This is a genomic window from Limobrevibacterium gyesilva, assembly GCF_025989185.1.
GTDB classification, from domain to species: Bacteria; Pseudomonadota; Alphaproteobacteria; order Acetobacterales; family Acetobacteraceae; genus Limobrevibacterium; species Limobrevibacterium gyesilva.
The window spans coordinates 154,994-173,018 of record NZ_JAPDNT010000001.1 but is presented as its reverse complement, the minus strand read 5'-3'; the positions used below and the strand labels follow the sequence as shown (position 1 = coordinate 173,018).

Sequence of the window (18,025 nt, the reverse complement as noted above, 5' to 3'; positions counted from 1 at the left end):
CTACCGTGCGTGCGACCGTTGTGTCGGGTGACAAGAGACAGACACTTGATCTGTGCGAAATCGACTATCGGCGTCTCGCCAGACAGCAAAGATTCAATTCGCCGCTGGAATCCCTGTTCGGCGGCCGGAGCAGTCCGTTCGACGAGTTCTTTGACGATTCGCTCTGGGATGAGGGCACGTCCGAAACAGGCGAGCCCGCCGGGCGCCGGATCCCGGTCAACGCCGGACGCGGGACGAAGCGCGGCCGGGGCACACCCTCCGGCGCGGAGGACATCCTCAGCGAGCACGCCAGGCAGTTGCTGCAGGAGGCTGCGCAGACTGCCACCGAATTCGGCCGGCACGAGGTGGACACGGAGCATCTGCTGCACGCCCTTACCGGCAGCGATGTCGTCCGTACCGTGCTGGAGCAGTTCAAGCTGTCAGCCGATGACCTGCGTGCGCAGCTGGAACGCGAGAGCCCGCGCGGCGACCGGGCAAAGGAAAAGGAAGGCGGCGGCGAGATCGGTGTCTCGCCACGCCTCAAGGACGTTCTGGGGCGTGCCATCGCGGCGTCGCGCGAGTTGGGCCACAGCTATGTCGGACCCGAGCACCTGCTGATCGGCCTGGCCGAGGAAGACGAAGGTATCGCCGGCGAGGTGCTGCGCCGCTACGGCCTGACGCCCCAGGCGCTGCGCCAGCAGATCGTCAAGGTGGTCGGGCGCGGCGCGGAGGAGGGCCGGGTCGAACGCCCGACCAACACGCCAAACCTCGACAAATATGCGCGCGACCTCACCGCCCTTGCCCGTGACGGGAAGCTCGATCCGGTGATCGGGCGCGCCCGCGAGATCGAGACCACGATCGAGGTGCTGGCGCGGCGCAAGAAGAACAACCCCGTGCTGATCGGCGAGCCGGGCGTGGGCAAGACGGCGATCGTCGAAGGCCTGGCGCAGCGGATCGTCGCCGGCGAGGTTCCGGAATCCTTGCGTGGCAAACGCCTGGTGGAATTGAACGTCAATTCCATGGTGGCCGGTTCGAAGTATCGCGGCGAGTTCGAGGAGCGGGTCCAACAACTCCTGCAGGAAGTCAGCGCGCACCAGGATGAGCTGGTGCTGTTCATCGATGAGATCCACACCATCGTCGGAGCCGGCCAGGGCGGCGGAGAGGGTGGGCTCGATGTCGCCAACGTCTTCAAACCGGCACTGGCGCGCGGCGAGTTGAACCTGATCGGCGCCACCACGCTGAACGAATACCAGAAGCATATCGAGAAGGACGCGGCGCTGGAGCGGCGCTTCCAGCCTGTCTTCGTGCCGGAGCCGACGGTTGAGCAGACGATCATGATCCTCCGCGGCCTGCGCGATACATTCGAATCGCACCACAAGGTGACGATCACCAACGAAGCGATCGTCGCCGCGGCCGAGCTCTCCGACCGCTACGTCACCGGCCGCTTCCTGCCCGACAAGGCGATCGACCTGATCGACCAGGCGGCGGCGCGGGTGAAGATCAGCAGCACCGCCCGGCCGCCCGAGCTGCAGGAGCTGGAGGCGGAGGTTCGCCAACTGAAGCGCGAACAGGACTATGCGACGTCGCGCAAGCAGTTCGACCGCGCTGCTGAGGCGCAGGCACGCCACGCCGACCGCAGCAAGGCGCTGCAGGAGGCGACAGAGCGCTGGCGGCGCGAGCGTGGCTCCGCCAGCGCCGAGGTCAAGAGCGAGCACATCGCGCAGATCGTCTCCAAGCTCACGGGGATTCCCGTGACCGAACTGACCACCGAGGAGCGCGAGCGGCTGACCAAGCTGGAGGAACGGTTGCACGAGCGCGTCGTCGGACAGGACGAAGCGGTCCGCGCGGTCAGCGACGCGGTGCGCCTCGCACGGGCCGGATTGCGCGAGGGACGCCGGCCGGTGGCGACTTTTCTGTTCCTGGGTCCGACCGGCGTCGGCAAGACCGAGCTGGCCAAGGCGCTGGCCGAGACGGTGTTCGGCGACGAAGAAGCGATGATTCGCATCGACATGAGCGAGTACATGGAGCGCCATGCGGTCGCGCGGCTGATCGGCGCCCCGCCGGGCTATGTCGGCTACGAGGAGGGCGGACAACTCACCGAGCGGGTGCGCCGCCGCCCCTATTCAGTGGTGCTGCTCGACGAGATCGAGAAGGCCCATCCGGATGTCTACAATATCCTGCTGCAGGTGTTCGATGATGGCCGGCTGACCGACGGCAAGGGCCGCGTCGTGGACTTCACCAACACCATCCTGATCGCCACCAGTAACCTGGGGTCCCACATCATCCAACGCGCGTTGCGTGAAGGAGAGGCCGACGAGGCCGAGCTCAAGCGCGAGGTGATGGACGTTCTGCGCGGCCATTTCCGGCCGGAATTCATCAACCGGATCGACGACATCATCGTCTTCCACACGCTTGGCCGCGAGCAGATCCGCAACATCGTTCGGCTGCAGCTTGAACGCGTGAAGCGGACCGCGCACGGCCAGGGGCTTGTGCTGGAGATCGACGACGCCCTGCTGGAGCATTTCGCCGAGGCAGGCTTCCAGCCGGAGTACGGGGCACGGGAGTTGCGTCGCCTGATCCGCTCGGAGCTGGAGACACAGCTCGCGCGCGCCATGCTCGGCGGCGAGGTGCACGAGGGAGACCACGTTGTGGCGCACTGGGATGAGAGCCGGCACAAGGTGGCCTTCGAGGCGAAGGCGAAGCCCGCGGGCCAGGCGGAGGCTCCCGCAGCGCCCGTCAAGAAGCCGCGCAAGCCCGGAAAGGAAACCGCGGCCGCGGCCGAGTAGCAGCCGGGCCGAGAGAGACCCGGTGATGACCCTGGTCGATCGTGGAGACAACATCGCGCGGGGGGGGGGGCCGCATCATCGCCTCGTTGCCTGATGTGGCAGAGAAGGACATCGACACATCATTGGACGACGACGTTCTCACCATCCGCGCCGAGAAGAAGCCCGAGTGCAGGGAGGAGCGCGAGAGCACGCATTTCACCGAACGCGTCTGCGGCGCGCATCCTTAAGCACAGAACAAGGTGGAGAACGACATGGGTTCAGACACATCCTCGGGCGGCACGACAACGCCACCTCAGGCAAGCCCGGACGCCGCCAGTTCCGACGTGATGAGTGCCCAACTGGCGGGCAACTGGTGGGCGATTGCCCTGCGCGGTGTCGTGGCGATTCTCTTTGGCCTTGTCGCCTTGTTCGTGCCGGGCGCCGTCATGCTTTCGCTGGCGCTGCTGTTCGCGGCGTATCTGCTTGTCGACGGCATATTCAGCATCGTTGCGGCGGTGCGGTCGGCACGCAGCCATGAACGCTGGGGGCTGCTCCTGCTCGAAGGGATCCTCAATCTCGTCGTGGGCCTGATTGCCGCTTTCTTCCCCGCCTCCGCGGTGCTCGCCTTCGTGCTGGTGACGGCTGCCTGGGCGTTGTTGACCGGAGGGTTGATGCTGGGTGCCGCTTTCCGGCTGCATGTGAGTCATGGGCGCTGGTGGCTCGCCCTTGGTGGCATCGTCTCGATCCTGTGGGGGGTCGTGCTCGTTATCGCTCCGCTGAGCGGGGCGATCGTGCTCACCTGGTGGCTTGGCGGCTATGCAATCGTGTTCGGCATCATACTGCTTGTGCTCGCCTTCCGGCTGCGCGCGCAACATGGCGCGTCAAGCCCGACGGCGGGGTATGCCGCCTGAAACGAGAGGCCCAGGCTCCGCAGGATGAACGGGTAAGGATCCCATGCGTCCATCCAGCCGATCACGTCGCGTGGCATCCCGCTCGCGAACAGGCCGGCTTTGCGCGATACCAACCCCTGCGTCCGCCGCAAAATGCGGCGAACGTCGAGGGCAGGGTCCGCCGCGGCCGTGTCCTTATGCCGCGATCGCCAGATCCCGCGGCAGCACGTTGCGCAGCGCCTCCACCAGCGCATCCATCATGGCATCCGTGTGCAGCGGTGTCGGGGTCAGGCGCAGCCGCTCCTGGCCGACCGGCACCGTCGGGTAGTTGATCGGGGTCGCGTAGATGGCGAATTCGTCCATCAGCCGCCGGCTGACCTCGCGGCACAGCGCGGCCTCGCCGACATGCACGGGCACGATGTGGCTGGCAGTGGGCAGCCGCCGGATACCGGCGCGGTCGAGCTTGGCCTTCAGCGTCTCGGTGCGCGCGAACAGGGCGGTCCGGCGGGCGGAATCGCCACGCACGTGGCGCAGGCTGGCCAGGGCCGCCGCAACCGTGGTCGGCGGCAGCGAGGTGGTGAAGATGAAGCCTGAGGCGGTGGAGCGGATGAAGTCCACCACCTCCACATCACCCGCAATGTAGCCGCCATGACAGCCGAAACCCTTGGCCAGCGTGCCCTCGATGATGTCCACCCGGCGCGCCACGCCGTCGCGCTCCGACACGCCGCCGCCGGTGGGGCCGTACAGTCCGACGGCATGCACTTCGTCCAGATAGGTCATGGCGCCGTAGCGCTCGGCCAGATCGCAGATCGCACCGATGGGGGCGATGTCGCCGTCCATGGAATAGACGCTCTCGAAGGCGATCAGCTTCGGTGCCCCCGCCGGGGCCGTTGCCAGCTTCGCCTGCAGGTCGGCCAGGTCGTTGTGCGCGAAGATATGCACCGTCGCCGGCGCGCCCTTGACGCCCACGATCATGGAGGCGTGGTTCTTCGCATCCGAGAACACGTGCCAGTCCGGCAGGCTGCGCAGGATGGCCGTCAGCGTCGCCTGGTTGGAGACATAGCCCGAGGTGAACAGCAGCGCCGCCTGCTTGCCGTGCAGATCGGCCAGCTCGGCCTCCAGCGCGTCGTGGAGGTCGCTGGTGCCGGCGATATTGCGGGTGCCGCCGGCGCCGGCGCCCATGGAACGGGCGGCCTGCGCCGCGGCCTCGATCACCGCGGGATGCACGCCCATGCCGAGATAGTCGTTCGATGACCAGACGGTGATGTCGCACGGCTTGCCGTCACGCTCGGTGGTGAACACCGGGAACCGGTCCGCGTGCTTGCGCAGCGGCGTGAACGTCCGGTAGCGGCCCTGGCCGCGGATATCCGACAGCGTATTGCGGCAGGCGAGGCGGAACGGATGCATGGCTAATCCCCCGGCGACCATATACCCAATACAGTCGGAAAACGCCGCTGGTTCAATGACGCAGATCACTCGGGAAGGACTCTACCAGCCGCGCGACACCATGAGCACCCGCGTGATCGTCATGCCAATGACGACCAATTGTCGCAGCCTCGGGGCGCGCCGGCATGCCGTCGTTCAGCGGGCGTAGACTCTCACCTCGCGTGGCGGCGTACCGGGATCGCCGCGATAGCCCATGTGCACGCGATCCGGCGGCACTCCCTCGGCGGCGAGGGCGTTGGCGACGGCCGCGGCATCCTCGGCGCCCTGCCTGGCGTAGCGTTCCTGCACCTCGCGCGCCTCGCCGGTGGGGATGGGGGTGAGCACGTCGAACACCACGTCCGGCTTGCGCGCCTGTGCCGCCTCGATCGCCTCGGCGAGTGCCGGCTGGTAATCCGTGTCGAGCTGGTCGAACCGGATCACCACCAGCGGCAAGGGCGGCAACCTGGCACGGGCCACGTCCTCGGCGGTCGGCGCGGGCGGGGTGCGCTGGAAGGTGCGCTGGTCAACCAGCGTGCAGCCGGTCAGTACCAGGCCGGCCAGAAGCAATGCCGCCGGCCGGCGCGGACGCATCCGGATCAGTGCCGGTACTCCGGCGCCTCGCGGTCGAGCTGGCGCTTGAGGCTCTCCAGATGCAGGCGCGCGCTCTCGCCGTCGCCTTGGCGCATCTGCGCGTAGGTGCGGGCGGCGATCTCAGACGGCACCGGCTTCAGCTTGCGCCCGGTGGACAAGGCCAGGCGCTCGGCCTCGCAGGCGCGCTCCAGGTAGTACAGGTCGTCCCAGGTCTCGGCGATGGTGGTGCCGACCACCATCACGCCGTGGTTCTTCATGAACACGATGTCGGCGTCGCCGATGCTGGCGGCGATGCGGTCGCCTTCGGTCTCGTCCAGGGCCAGGCCGTTGTAGTGCTCGTCCACCAGGGTGCGGCCGTAGAATTTCAGCGAGGACTGGATCGACCAGGACAGCGGCGGCCCGTCGAGCATGGCGAGCGCGGTGGCATTGGGCATGTGGGTGTGGAAGGCCGCGCGGGCGCGGGGTACGTTCTTGTGCACGCGCGCGTGGATGAAGAAGGCGGTGGCCTCCGGCGTGCCACTGCCCTCGACGACGTTGCCATGGAAGTCGCAGGTCAGCAGGCGGCTGGCGGTGACTTCGGAGAAGCCCCAGCCATAGGGATTCACCAGGAACAGGTCGTCGCGCCCCGGCACCATGGCCGACAGGTGGTTGCAGATGCCCTCGCTGAGCCCCAGCCGGGCCGCGGCCCGGAAGCAGGCCGCCAGGTCAACGCGCGCCTGCCAGACGGCGTCGCGGTCGAGGTCTGTGTTGCGCCGGATCACGGGGGCGGCGGGCGCGGACAGCGGATGGGCCATGGACAACAACCTCCTTGGGGACGGCCGAGGCTTGCAGGAACGCGACCCCCGGGCAAGATGCGCACGCTGCAACAGGGACATGATGATGAGCGCTCAGACCAACCAGCGGATCGACGGCAAGCGCCTGTGGGACAGCCTGATGGACATGGCGCGCTTCGGCGCCACGCCAAAGGGCGGCGTGCGGCGGCTGACGTTGACCGATATCGACCGCCAGGGCCGCGACCATTTCCGCGCCCGGTGCACGGCGGCGGGGCTGACGGTGCGGGTGGACGAGATCGGCAACATGTTCGCCCGCCGCCCGGGCCGCGATCCCGACCGCCTGCCCGTGCTGTTCGGAAGCCACCTCGACAGCCAGCCCAGCGGCGGCAAGTTCGACGGCGCGCTGGGCGTGATCGCAGGGCTGGAGGTGATGCGCAGCCTGAACGACCTGGGCATCGTCACCGAGGCGCCACTGGAACTGGTGAACTGGACCGACGAGGAGGGCAGCCGGTTCGGCCACAGCCTGATGGGCTCGGGCGTGTGGGCGGGCGTGTATGCGTTGGACAAGGTGCAGGGGCTGACCGACCTCGATGGCGCGACCGTGCAGGCGGCGCTGGAGGGGATCGGCTATGCCGGGCCGGAGAAGGCCAGGCCGTTTCCGGCGGATGCCTATTTCGAGCTGCATATCGAACAGGGGCCGATCCTGGAGCGGGAGGAGAAACAGATCGGCATCGTCACCGGCGCGCAGGCGCAGGTGTGGTACGACGCGGTCTGCATCGGCCAGGACTCGCATGCCGGCACCACGCCGCCCTCGGCCCGCAAGGATGCCCTGGTTGCCGCGGCCCGGATCATCGACCTGGTGGACCAGTTGATGCGCGCCCAAGGCGAGGACGGCCGGGGCACCGTGGGCCAACTGCAGGTGCTGCCGAACAGCCGCAACGTCATCCCGGGTGAGGTGCGCTTCTCCGTGGAGTTCCGCCATCCCGACGACGCCACGGTGGCCACTCTGGCGCAGCAGTTCGAGGCGCGCGCGTCCGCCTTGGCCCAGGGCTGCGGCGTGAGGCTGGATCTGACCGAGTTGTTCCGCATTCCGGCCCAGCCCTTCGACCCCGCCTGCGTGGACCTGGTGCGGCAGGCGGCGGCGCGGCTCGGGCTGTCGTCGCGCGAGATCGTCTCCGGCGCCGGGCACGACGCGGTGTACGTGGCGCGCCACGTGCCGACAGCGATGATCTTCACCCCCTGCAAGGACGGGCTGAGCCACAACGAGGCCGAGAGCATCGACCCGGTGGAGGCCGAGGCCGGTTGCCAGGTGCTGTTCGAAGCGGTGGTGGCGCGGGCGAACCGGGCGCTGTGACCGCTTCTATCGGCCCTTGAGGCTGAGGATATAGGCGACCACGTCGTCGGCTTGACCGGTGGTGAGCTGGAAGTTCGGCATGCGCCCATGCGGTGTCACCACGAACGCCCGCAATCCGGCCCGTGTGGTCGATGGAAGGTTGGCAATGGCCGGGAAGCTCGGGACGGCGTCGCCGGCCTGCACCGGCGCGGTGTCGACGACGTGGCAGTTGCTGCACCAGATGCGGGCGATGCCCAGACCTGCCATGGGATCGCCTGCCGGCGCCTGAGCAAATGCGGCGCCGGCCACGAGCAGCGCGGGTGCGGCGGCCAGGATGGCGAGGGTCGCGCGATGCATCGGATGGCACTCCCGTAGGGTTCAGCCGTTTCGTTCGACCGGGGAAGGATCGCGCCGGCCGGCTGGCGGGGCAAGGGGTGTGCCGGCGTTGGAGGTTCGGGCATGCTCGCCGGATGACCCGGCATTGGCCGGAAAGCGGGGGCACGGCGATGACGCAAGACCCGACCTATCGCGGCACGGTGTATCCGTGGCACTGCGACCATGTCGGCCACATGAACGTGATGTGGTATGTCGGCAAGTTCGACGAGGCCACCTGGACCCTTTTCCTGCGGCTCGGACTCACGCCCACCTATCTGCGCGAACAGCAGCGCGGCATGGCGGCGGTGCAGCAGAACATCTCCTATCGTCGCGAATTGCTGGCCGGAGACGTGGTGGAGGTGCACTCGCGTGTGCTGGAAGTTCGCGAGAAGGTGCTGCGTTTCGCGCATGAGATGCGCAACGCCGAAACCGGAGAGGTGGCGGCGAGCTGCGAGCTGACGGCGGTGCACGTGGACCGACAGTCGCGCCGGTCCTGCGCGTTCCCCGATACGGTTCGTGCGGCCGCCCAGGCACGCCTGGGCCAGGTGGCTGGCGCACAGGATGCCGCCCGATGAATGCCCCCGAGAGGGTGCGTTGCAGCCGTTCACGCACCATATGAGGCGCCGATGCCACGCGGCGCCGGTATCGGCGCTGAGGCGGATGCTGGTGCCCGTGCTGGTCGCCGGATTGGGGGTGACGAATGAAACGCTTCGTCTTCGCCATGGCGATGTTGCTGGCCGCGAACGCGCAGGCGAGCCCCCCCGCTGATGCCGACCCCACCCTGAAGCCCTGGTTCGATGATCTGCGCCAGCCGGGCACTGGCCGGCCGTGCTGCTCGATCGCGGACTGCCGCCGGGCGGAATACCGGATCCAGAATGGCGGTTACGAAGTATTGATCCTCGGGCTTTGGATCCCGGTGCCGCAGGATCGTGTGCTGGACCGTAATGACAATCCCACCGGGCACGCCGTGGTGTGCTGGCTGCCGACCATCGGGGTGATGTGCTTCATCCGCGCACCGGATGCCTGACCCCGGCGCCCGGAATCGTGTTCCGTTAATGCCCACCTTCGAGATACGCCGCGCGTATCTCCGGCCGCGCCAGCAGGTCGGCGGCGGCGCCGGCCATGGTGATGGCGCCGTTGACCAGCACGTAGCCGCGATGCGCCAGGCGCAGCGCCTGGAATGCGTTCTGCTCCACCAGCAGGACCGTGAGCCCGGTGCTGCGGTTGAGGTCGCGGATGGCGCCGAAGATCTGCCGCACCACCAGGGGGGCGAGACCGAGGCTCGGTTCGTCCAGCAACAGCAGGCGCGGGCGGCTCATCAACGCGCGGCCGATGGCGAGCATCTGCTGCTCGCCGCCCGACAACGTGCCGCCGCGCTGGGCGGTGCGCTCCTTCAGGCGGGGAAACAGGGCGAATACCTGCTCCATGGTTTCCGCCGCTTCTCCGCCGTCGCGGCCATGGGCACCCATCAGCAGGTTCTCGTAGACGCTCATGCGCGGGAAGATGCGGCGCCCCTCAGGCGACTGGGCGATGCCCTGACGCATGATCTCGTGCGTGGGCACGCGGGTGATATCGGCACCGTCGTAGACGATGCGGCCGTCGCGGGCGCGCGGGTTGCCGCAGATGGTCATCATCAGGGTGGACTTGCCCGCCCCGTTGGCGCCGATCAGCGTGACGATCTCGCCCGGGTTCACGTTCAGCTCCACGCCCTTCAGCGCCTGGATGGCGCCGTAGAAGGCTGTGACGCCGGACAGGGACAGCAGCGCCGTCATTGCGCGACCTCCGCCGGGGTCTCGTCCTCGTCGCCCTCGCCGAGATAGGCGGCAATGACGTTGGGGTCGTTGCGCACCTGCTCGGCGGTGCCGTCGCTGATCTTCTTGCCGTGGTCGAGCACGACGATGTGGTCCGAAATTCGCATCACCACCCCCATGTCGTGCTCGATCAGAAGGATGGAACAGCCACCGTCGCGGATGCGCAGGAGCAGGGCGGACAGTTCGTCGCTTTCGCGCGGGTTGAGGCCGGCGGCCGGCTCGTCCAGGCACAGCAGGACCGGGCCGGTGCACATGGCGCGCGCGATCTCGAGCCGCCGTTGCGCGCCGTAGGGCAGCGCACCCGCGGCGTCGTCGGCGCGGGCGGTGAGGTCGATGGCGTCGAGCCAGAAGCGGGCGAGCTCGACGGCGGCGCGCTCGTGGGCGCGGTAGCCGCCCAGGCCGAACACCGCGAGCAGGCCACGGGCGACATCCGGCATCAGCGTGTTGTGCTGGGCGACCAGCAGGTTCTCCAGCACCGTCATGCCGGCGAACAGGCGGATGTTCTGGAAAGTCCGGGCGACCTTGGCGTGGCGCGCGATGCGGTGGCCGGGCATCCGTTCCAGCGCGAACCGGCCGCCGGCCTGGGTGAGGTTCAGGCCGCCGGAGGTCGGGCGGTAGAACCCGGTGATGCAGTTGAAAACGGTGGTCTTGCCGGCGCCATTCGGGCCGATGACCGCGGTGATGTCACCGGCATGCGCCTCGAACGACAGCATATCGACGGCAGTGAGGCCGCCGAAGCGCATGGTCAGGTCCCTGACCGCCAGCAGCGGGGCGTCCGTGGTGACCGCGTCCATCAGCCGCGTCCCTGGGCAACGAGATCGGGGGCGATCTCGTGCCGCTCGCCCAGCGAGACCGACGGGGTGCGGCCGGAAACCAGGCCGCGGGGACGCAGGACCATCATCATCACCAGCGCCAACCCGAAGATCAGCATCCGGTATTCCGCAAGCTCGCGGAACATCTCCGAGCCGCCGATCATGATGAGCGCGGCCATGGCCACGCCAAGCTGGCTGCCGAGTCCCCCGAGCACGACGATGGCCAGCACCATGGCGCTTTCGATGAAGGTGAAGCTCTCCGGACTGATGAAGGCCTGGCGGGTGGCGAAGAAGGCGCCGGCGAAGCCGCCGAACATGGCGCCCATCGCGAATGCGGTGAGCTTGGTGATGGTGACGTTGATGCCGAGGCTGCGGCAGGCGATCTCGTCCTCGCGCAGCGCCTCCCACGCCCGGCCGAGCGGCAGCCGGCGCAGCCGCAGCGAGACCCAGTTGGTGAGCAGGGCCAGTCCGAGGATCACGTAATAGAGGAAGGCGACGCGTTGGGTGAGGTTCGGCTCGATGCCGAAGAAGTCCGCGAAGCTGCCCGGGCCGCCGCCCGCGGAGAAGGTGAGGCCGAACAGGGTGGGGCGCGGGATGCCGGAGATGCCGTTGGGCCCGCCGGTGAGCGTGGTCCAGTTGAGGATGACCACGCGGATGATCTCGCCGAAAGCAAGGGTGACGATGGCCAGGTAGTCGCCGCGCAGACGCAGCACGGGGAAGCCGAGCATGACGCCCCAGCAGGCGGCGAGGATGCCGGCCAGCGGCAGGCAGGTCCAGAACCCCAGGCCGAGATCCTGCGCCAGCAATGCATAGGAATAGGCGCCGACGGCATAGAAGGCGACATAGCCGAGGTCGAGCAGGCCCGCGAGGCCGACCACGATGTTCAGCCCCCACCCGAGCATGACGTAGGTGAGCACGAGGATGCCGAGGTCGAGCCAGTAGCGCCCGGCATAGAGCGGCAGGGTGAGGGCCACCGCCAGCACCACGGGAGCGATATAACGCCCCGCGCGGGCGAACCCTGCGGTTATGCGCCTGGGTGCGGGAACGCCGGCCGGACGCCAGAGGCGCCACAACAGCATCGCCAACCGCCCGAAGAACACCGCGGCGACGGCGAGAACCACCGCCCAGGGGCGCGGCGTGAGCACCAGCGAGGTGGGGCCGGCATCGGTCTTCAGCCCGATCATGACCGCGAACAGGCCGAACGCGACGAGCGCCGACAAACCCGCATCACGCAGGATCGCCGGAAGAGCGGTGGCGCCGCGGCTCATACTTTCTCGATGTCCGCGCGGCCCAGCAGGCCGGTGGGCATGAAGATCAGCACAAGCACCAGGATCGAGAAGGCGGCGACGTCCTTGTACTGGACGCTGAAATAGGCCGACCAGAACGTCTCGATCAGGCCGATGGCCAGCCCGCCCAGCACTGCGCCGGGCAACGAGCCGATGCCGCCGAGGACCGCGGCGGTGAACGCCTTCACGCCGGCGATGAAGCCGATGAAGAAGTCGATGACGCCGTAGTAGAGGAGGAACATCAGCCCGGCGACGGCAGCCAGGGCGGCGCCGATGACGAAAGTGAGGCTGATGGTGCGGTCAGTGTCGATGCCCAACAGGCCCGCCATCTTGAGGTCCTGCTCACAGGCGCGCATGGAGCGGCCCAGCGGCGTTCGCGTCACCAGCCAGGTGAACGCGGCGAGCAGGATCAGGGTCGTGATGACAATGGCGATCTGCATCCACGACAGCTGGACGGCGAAGCCGTCGCTGCTCAGGAGGGTCACCCCGCCGGGGATCATCTGCGGCATCGGCTTCACCCGGGCGCCCTGACTGACCTGGACGAAGTTCTGCAGCACGATCGACATGCCGATGGCGCTGATCAGCGGCGCCAGACGGAAGGAGCCGCGCAGCGGGCGATAGGCGATGCGCTCGACCGCCCATCCATAAAGTGCGGCGATGCCGGCGGCGAACAGCAGGGTCACGATGAGCGCCAGCGGGACCGAGGTGATGCCAAGCATGCCGAGGCCGACAATGGCGATCAATGACAGGAAGGCGCCGACCATGAAGATGTCGCCGTGGGCGAAATTGATCATGCCGATGATGCCGTAGACCATCGTGTAGCCCACGGCGATGAGCCCGTAGATCATCCCCAGGGTGACGCCGTTGATCAGCTGTTGCAGCGCGTAGGCCACGGGCACCCCCAATCAATGAGAAAGTATCCCTGCGCTGAACGAAGCACGGGGTTGCGTCCGCTGCAAGCCGAGCGGAGGCGAAGTCGTTTCAGAAGAGACGACTTGCGTCAAGCCCTTCACAGGCGATGGTGCGCTTGCTATAGGGGCCGCCCGGACGGACTGGATCGCCTGTGGCGGCCGGTCCCCGTGGCGGGCGCATAGCTCAGTTGGTAGAGCAGCTGACTCTTAATCAGCGGGTCCAAGGTTCGAGTCCTTGTGCGCCCACCATCATCCCGGCGATCCCATGGGGATTCCTGGCGATCTCGACCATAGCCCCCGCCCGATCGGACGATCCGGCTGATGCATGCCGCTCACATGGCTGCGCCATTTCGCTGGCCTGCGACGGCGTGGCCCAACAGTCGCTCCAGCAGCGCCGATCAGCCCCGAGCGTGACGGCAGCGATCAGCGGCGACTCGGACCACGGTCGCGGTCACTCCGGCGCCTCCAGGCCTTGCCACTCGCCGCACCAATCGCCGGCGGCGGTCATCGGCCAGTGCGAGGGGGGCATGCCTTGGGGAAGCATCGCCCGTCGCGGATCCGGGACCGGCGGATAGCGCCGGCAGGGGAAGAAATGGACCTCGTCCTTTCTGATCCGCAGGGCAACCGTCCCGGACTGCAGCTTTTCCGCCGCCTTGGCGCGGGCCTCGGCATCCAGGTGCCAGAACCGGCAACGCAGACAAGTCTTTCCGTTCGCCATGAACGCTACGCCGCCCCGCTCGACAAGGGACGGGCGGATATTCCATGGACGCGAAAGGTTTCATTAACGTCCGTGAGGTCGTACGATTCCGTATGCCGTGGCGCCGTTGCTGTGGCATTCTTGAAATGTTCGGAATTGCGATCGATGTTCCTGAAGGCCGCCTGTCGATCCGGGTCGAACCGGTATCGGATATGCACGCAATCGGACGCTTATGGCGGCTGATTATCCACCACGCGCGACACGGCTATAACTCCAACGGGTTACCGGATGATAATGACAATAATAACTGAAAATTAATGATAAAACCTAACAATTTCAGGAAGTTCCGATTTCTGCCCGGATTCCGGGCAATCCGCTGAAGAGCTTGATCTGCCTACGCTTGCGGCCTTGATCCAGCAAATGTCCCCCGAGTTGTCCACAGGTTCAGTGGATTATTCATGCCGCGTTTTCTATGCATCACCGAGCAGCGCAATGCGCATTGCCGGACCGGAACCGGCGGCGCGAATGGCCTCCGCTACGGTCCTGTCGCGCAGGCGGCGCGAAGCCGCGGCCAGGGCCGCCAGATGCGCGCCGTGGCCCTGGGCGGGGCTCAGCAGCAGGAACACGAGGTCCACCGGCTTGCCGTCGATCGCGGCAAAGTCGATCGGGCGTTCCAGACGGGCGAAGAAGCCGGCCGGCGCCTCGATCCCATCGATCCGGGCATGGGGCACGGCGATGCCGCCGCCGATGCCCGTGGAGCCCAACGCTTCCCGCGCCGCCAGGCTGCTGGTGACGGCCGCGGCCGGCAGATGCAGCATCGTCGCGGCCCGTCCCCCCAGCTCGGCCAGCAGCATCTGCTTGTCCGCGGCGCGCAGGCGGGGGAACACGTGGTCGGGGCCGATCAGCTCGGTCAGGGTCATGGGTGGTGGTCCACTTGGGCCCGGCTCATTCCTGGACCGCGAGGCGGTAGCCCACCCCGGTCTCGGTCAGGATGTGCCGGGGACGTTCGGCGTCAGCCTCGATCTTCTGGCGGATCTGGCGCACGTAGACGCGCAATTGCTGCACGTCGCCCGAGGCGCCCCACAGCTTGCCCAGGATCAGCCGGTGCGTCAGCACCTTGCCGGCATGGAGCACCATCAGACGGAGGATGTCGTACTCGCGCGGTGACAAATGCACTTCGGTCCCGCGCACGGTCACGATGCGCCGCACCAGATCCACCGCCAGATCGCCGCTGCGGAACACCGGCGGCGCGCCTTCCTGCTGCAGGCGGTGGCGCAAGGCCGCGCGCAGCCGGGCCGCAAGTTCGTCCATGCCGAACGGCTTGGTGACATAGTCGTCCGCACCCAGATCCAGCGCCGCGACCTTGCCGCGCTCGTCCTCGCGCGCGGTCAGCACCACGATGGGTACGGCCGAGACGTTGCGTATGAGGCGGATGACCTCCAGCCCGTCCATATCCGGCAAGCCGAGATCGAGCAGCACAAGGTCGGGCTTGTCGGCGGTTGTTCGTGCCACCGCCCCGGCGCCGGTCTCGGCATCGAGCGTCCGGTAGCCCTGCGCCTGCAGGCTGGTGCGCAGCAGCCGGCGGATGGCGGGCTCGTCGTCCACGATCAGCATGGTGGCTGGGGTGGTCATGCGGCCTGCATCGGGATTGGTGGCGTGGCTCCTGCGGCAGGCACCGGCAGCGTCACGGTGAAGACGGCGCCCGGACGGTCCTGGCGGTTGGCGGCTATCACGGTGCCGCCCATCGCTTCCACGAAACCGCGGCAGACCGCAAGGCCCAGGCCGGTGCCGGGGCGTTGACGGTCGGTGCCGTGCACGCGGAAGAACTTGTCGAACACCCGTTCCAGGGCATCCGGGGGAATGCCGGGGCCCTCGTCGATCACCTGCAGCTTCACCACGCCGTGTCCGCGCCCGGAAGGGGGCGCGTCGTGCCAGGCACGCAGCGTTACGGTGCTGCCCGGCGGCGCGTATTTTCCCGCATTGTCCAGCAGGTTGAACAGAACCTGCTCGAGCAGCACCACATCCAGGCGCAGCAGCGGCAGGTCCGGCGCCAGCTGCATGTCGACGCGGTGGCCCTCCAGCACCTTGCTCGCCCGCGCGATGGCGCTGCCGATCACCTCGCCCAGATCCGCCATGTCCTGGTGCAGCTCGATCGCCCCGCTTTCCAGCCGGGTCATGTCCAGCAGGTTGGCGACGAAGCGGTTCAGCCGCTCGGCCTCGTCCTGGACCGTGCGCAGCAGGTCGCGCCGGGCCGCCTCGTCCAGCAGCGCGTGGTAGGAATCGAGGCTGCTTGCCGCGCCGAGGATGGACGCGAGCGGCGTGCGCAGGTCGTGCGACAGCGAGGTCAGCAGCGCCGAGCGCAGCCGCTCGGTTTCAGCGAGCAGGCGGGCACGGTCCACGTCCTCGGCCAGGTTGATGCGCTCGATCGATACGGCGGCCTGGTCGGACAGGGCGTCCAGCAGGCGCTGCTGGTCCGGCGTCAGGATCGGCCGGGTGGAGCCGGGGGCCTGGTCGCTGTCGATGCCCACCACCCCCACCGGGCCGCGGCCGGTGCGCAGCGGCAGAAACAGGCGTCTGGCCCCGGGCAGGGTGTCGGCCCCGCGGCCGGCCGGGCGGTTGTGCTGCCAGCACCATTTCGCCGCCGCGAGATCGGCCTCGTCGAGCGCGTCCTCCGGCGGGTAGCCGGCGCGCACCGACACGGTCTCGCCATGGCTGTCGCTCTCGGGCAGGAGCAGCACCACGCGCACCTTCAGCATCGCCGCGAACTGATAGGCGGTGGCCCATAGCAGGTCGTCGAGACTGCCGATGCCGGCGAGCTTGCGGGAGAACTGGTAAAGCTCGTTCGTGGTCCGCGCACGCTGGCCCGCGGCCACGGCCTGCGCCCGCACGCCGGCGGCGAGGTTGCTCGCGATCATGGCCGCGACAACGAAGAAGAACAGCGCCACGACATTCTCGGGGTCGGCAATGCTGAAGGTGTAGAGCGGCGGCAGGAAGAAGAAGTTGTAGGCGAGCACGCTGGCGAGGCAGGCGTACAGCGAGGGCCACAGGCCCCATAGCGCTGCGGCCGCGAGCACGGCGGTCAGGAACACCAACGAGATGCTGGTGACCGCCAGCACGTGCTGCAGCCCGACGCCGATCAGGACCGCCGCCGCGACGAGTATGGTGCTGCCGATATAGGGCCAGGGATCGAAGGGCTGGGCCTCCGTCGCCGGCGCGCGTCCCGGCTTGGCGCCGGCAGCCTCCTGGTGCCCCAGCACATGCACGGGAATGTCGCCGGCCGCGGCGATCAGGGCTTGCGTCACCGATCCGCGCAACCTCTCCCACCAGCGCCTGCGCCCGGCATGGCCCACCACGATATGCGAGAAATTGTGCTCGCGCGCATAGGCGACGATGTCAGCGGCGACGCGGCTGCCGGGGATCGTGACCGCGTCGCCGCCGAGCTTCTCGGCCAGACGCAGGCACTGGGCGATGCTGTCGCGCTCGGCTTCGGAAAACCGCAGGTGGCGCGAGGTTTCGATGTACAGCGCGGTCCACGGCGCCCGCAGCCGCTCGGCCAGGCGCCGTCCATAGCGCACCAGCACGGGGCCGGAGGCATTGCGGGTGACGCAGACCAGCACACGGTCGCCGGCCGCCCAGGGGCCGCTGATGGCATGCGCCTGCATGTGGTCGAGCAGTTGCGCGTCCACACGCTGCGCCGTGCGCCGCAGCGCCAGCTCCCGCAGCGCGGTCAGGTTGCCGGGCGAGAAATAGTGTTCGAGCGCGCGCGCGGCAGTCTTCGGCAGATATACCTTGCCCTCGCGCAGGCGCTGCAGCAGGTCGTCGGGCGTGAGGTCGACCACCTCGATCTCGTCGGCGCGGTCGATGACGCCGTCCGGGACCGTCTCGCGCACGCGGATGCGGGTGATCTGTGCGATGACGTCGTTCAGGCTCTCGACATGCTGGATGTTCAGCGTGCTGTACACGTCGATGCCGGCGGCGAGCAGTTCCTCGACATCCAGGTAGCGCTTGGGATGGCGGCTGCCGGGCGCATTGGTGTGGGCGAGTTCGTCCACCAGTGCGAGCCGGGGCTTGCGCGCCAGCAAGGCATCGAGGTCCATCTCGTCGATGACGCGGCCTTTGTACTCCTCCTGCCGGCGCGGGATGGTCTCCAGCCCCTCGGTCAGTGCCATCGTCTCGGCGCGGGCATGGGTCTCGACGATGCCGACGACGACGTCGACGCCCTCGCGCCGGCGGGCCTGGGCGGCCGACAGCATTTCGTAGGTCTTGCCGACACCCGGGGCCGCGCCCAGGAAGATCTTCAGGCGCCCGCGCCCGCCCTCGCGCGCCGCTTCCTTCAGCAGCGCATCGGGGGAGGGGCGGCCGTCGCGTTCCGACACG

At 68.1% G+C, this 18,025-nt stretch carries 18 protein-coding genes and 1 tRNA gene; 7 read left to right on the top strand and 12 right to left on the bottom strand.

Annotation, left to right across the window (positions count from 1 at the left end; genetic code table 11):
* The first annotated feature begins 296 nt into the window (after nucleotides 1-296).
* Together OL599_RS00850 and OL599_RS00845 are read left to right on the top strand one after the other, a co-directional pair.
* Nucleotides 297-2,765 carry an ATP-dependent Clp protease ATP-binding subunit gene (locus tag OL599_RS00850; protein WP_283949439.1) on the top strand — a complete coding sequence of 823 codons (2,469 nt, stop codon included), beginning with the start codon at nucleotides 297-299 and terminating at the stop codon, nucleotides 2,763-2,765.
* A gap of 239 nt (nucleotides 2,766-3,004) precedes the next feature.
* Nucleotides 3,005-3,655 carry an HdeD family acid-resistance protein gene (locus tag OL599_RS00845; protein ID WP_264711693.1) on the top strand — a complete coding sequence of 217 codons (651 nt, stop codon included), beginning with the start codon at nucleotides 3,005-3,007 and terminating at the stop codon, nucleotides 3,653-3,655.
* A gap of 174 nt (nucleotides 3,656-3,829) precedes the next feature.
* Here the strand turns inward: OL599_RS00845 and hemA are convergent, their stop codons facing one another.
* The 3 genes from hemA to OL599_RS00830 all read right to left on the bottom strand — a co-directional run bounded on the left by hemA (nucleotide 3,830) and on the right by OL599_RS00830 (nucleotide 6,444).
* Entirely contained in the window at nucleotides 3,830-5,041 is a 1,212-nt protein-coding gene (hemA, locus tag OL599_RS00840) for a 5-aminolevulinate synthase (protein WP_264711692.1), read from the bottom strand.
* A 174-nt stretch (nucleotides 5,042-5,215) separates the two neighbouring features.
* Nucleotides 5,216-5,650, bottom strand: a complete 435-nt coding sequence (locus OL599_RS00835; protein WP_264711691.1) for a hypothetical protein — start codon at nucleotides 5,648-5,650, stop codon at nucleotides 5,216-5,218.
* Between the two features lie 5 nt (nucleotides 5,651-5,655).
* Nucleotides 5,656-6,444 (bottom strand): aldolase, encoded by a 789-nt coding sequence (locus OL599_RS00830; RefSeq protein WP_264711690.1) that lies wholly within the window; start codon nucleotides 6,442-6,444, stop codon nucleotides 5,656-5,658.
* 85 nt (nucleotides 6,445-6,529) lie between these two features.
* Here OL599_RS00830 and OL599_RS00825 point away from each other — a divergent pair, with 85 nt between their 5' ends.
* Nucleotides 6,530-7,777 carry a Zn-dependent hydrolase gene (locus OL599_RS00825; RefSeq protein WP_264711688.1) on the top strand — a complete coding sequence of 416 codons (1,248 nt, stop codon included), beginning with the start codon at nucleotides 6,530-6,532 and terminating at the stop codon, nucleotides 7,775-7,777.
* A 6-nt stretch (nucleotides 7,778-7,783) separates the two neighbouring features.
* On the opposite strand, the gene OL599_RS00820 is transcribed toward OL599_RS00825, so the two are convergent.
* Nucleotides 7,784-8,113: a c-type cytochrome gene (locus OL599_RS00820; RefSeq protein ID WP_264711687.1), complete on the bottom strand. Its 330-nt coding sequence runs from the start codon at nucleotides 8,111-8,113 to the stop codon at nucleotides 7,784-7,786.
* 149 nt (nucleotides 8,114-8,262) lie between these two features.
* Here OL599_RS00820 and OL599_RS00815 point away from each other — a divergent pair, with 149 nt between their 5' ends.
* Nucleotides 8,263-8,706 (top strand): acyl-CoA thioesterase, encoded by a 444-nt coding sequence (locus tag OL599_RS00815; RefSeq protein WP_264711686.1) that lies wholly within the window; start codon nucleotides 8,263-8,265, stop codon nucleotides 8,704-8,706.
* Between the two features lie 146 nt (nucleotides 8,707-8,852).
* Nucleotides 8,853-9,158 carry a hypothetical protein gene (locus tag OL599_RS00810; protein WP_264711685.1) on the top strand — a complete coding sequence of 102 codons (306 nt, stop codon included), beginning with the start codon at nucleotides 8,853-8,855 and terminating at the stop codon, nucleotides 9,156-9,158.
* A gap of 25 nt (nucleotides 9,159-9,183) precedes the next feature.
* Here OL599_RS00810 and OL599_RS00805 read toward each other — a convergent pair whose 3' ends face one another.
* From OL599_RS00805 to OL599_RS00790, 4 genes are read right to left on the bottom strand one after another with little or no spacing between them, the layout of a single operon-like run.
* Nucleotides 9,184-9,903, bottom strand: a complete 720-nt coding sequence (locus OL599_RS00805) for an ABC transporter ATP-binding protein (protein WP_264711684.1) — start codon at nucleotides 9,901-9,903, stop codon at nucleotides 9,184-9,186.
* On the bottom strand, nucleotides 9,900-10,736 hold the full coding sequence (locus tag OL599_RS00800) for an ABC transporter ATP-binding protein (RefSeq protein ID WP_264711683.1): 837 nt from the start codon (nucleotides 10,734-10,736) through the stop codon (nucleotides 9,900-9,902). The genes OL599_RS00805 and OL599_RS00800 overlap by 4 nt, the downstream gene beginning before the upstream one ends.
* Nucleotides 10,736-12,022 (bottom strand): high-affinity branched-chain amino acid ABC transporter permease LivM, encoded by a 1,287-nt coding sequence (gene livM / locus OL599_RS00795; protein ID WP_264711682.1) that lies wholly within the window; start codon nucleotides 12,020-12,022, stop codon nucleotides 10,736-10,738. The genes OL599_RS00800 and livM overlap by 1 nt, the downstream gene beginning before the upstream one ends.
* The gene (locus OL599_RS00790) at nucleotides 12,019-12,933 is read right to left on the bottom strand and encodes an ABC transporter permease subunit (RefSeq protein WP_264712308.1); all 915 of its coding nucleotides are present in this window, start codon (nucleotides 12,931-12,933) and stop codon (nucleotides 12,019-12,021) included. Before OL599_RS00790 ends, livM begins: the two co-directional genes overlap by 4 nt.
* Before the next feature lie 191 nt (nucleotides 12,934-13,124).
* Between OL599_RS00790 and OL599_RS00785 the strand changes: the two genes are divergently transcribed.
* A tRNA-Lys gene (locus tag OL599_RS00785) sits at nucleotides 13,125-13,200 on the top strand.
* A gap of 202 nt (nucleotides 13,201-13,402) precedes the next feature.
* Here OL599_RS00785 and OL599_RS00780 read toward each other — a convergent pair.
* Complete coding sequence (locus OL599_RS00780) at nucleotides 13,403-13,669, bottom strand: hypothetical protein (protein WP_264711681.1); 267 nt, start codon at nucleotides 13,667-13,669, stop codon at nucleotides 13,403-13,405.
* A 44-nt stretch (nucleotides 13,670-13,713) separates the two neighbouring features.
* On the opposite strand from OL599_RS00780, the gene OL599_RS00775 reads away from it, so the two are divergent.
* A complete protein-coding gene (locus tag OL599_RS00775) occupies nucleotides 13,714-13,959 on the top strand; it encodes a hypothetical protein (RefSeq protein ID WP_264711680.1) in 246 nt (81 codons plus the stop codon).
* Between the two features lie 159 nt (nucleotides 13,960-14,118).
* Here OL599_RS00775 and OL599_RS00770 read toward each other — a convergent pair whose 3' ends face one another.
* From OL599_RS00770 to OL599_RS00760, 3 genes are read right to left on the bottom strand one after another with little or no spacing between them, the layout of a single operon-like run.
* A complete protein-coding gene (locus tag OL599_RS00770; RefSeq protein ID WP_264711679.1) occupies nucleotides 14,119-14,568 on the bottom strand; it encodes a PTS sugar transporter subunit IIA in 450 nt (149 codons plus the stop codon).
* A gap of 25 nt (nucleotides 14,569-14,593) precedes the next feature.
* Nucleotides 14,594-15,280 carry a response regulator gene (locus tag OL599_RS00765; protein ID WP_264711678.1) on the bottom strand — a complete coding sequence of 229 codons (687 nt, stop codon included), beginning with the start codon at nucleotides 15,278-15,280 and terminating at the stop codon, nucleotides 14,594-14,596.
* Entirely contained in the window at nucleotides 15,277-18,024 is a 2,748-nt protein-coding gene (locus tag OL599_RS00760) for a sensor histidine kinase KdpD (protein WP_264711677.1), read from the bottom strand. Before OL599_RS00760 ends, OL599_RS00765 begins: the two co-directional genes overlap by 4 nt.
* Nucleotide 18,025: the final 1 nt, after the last annotated feature.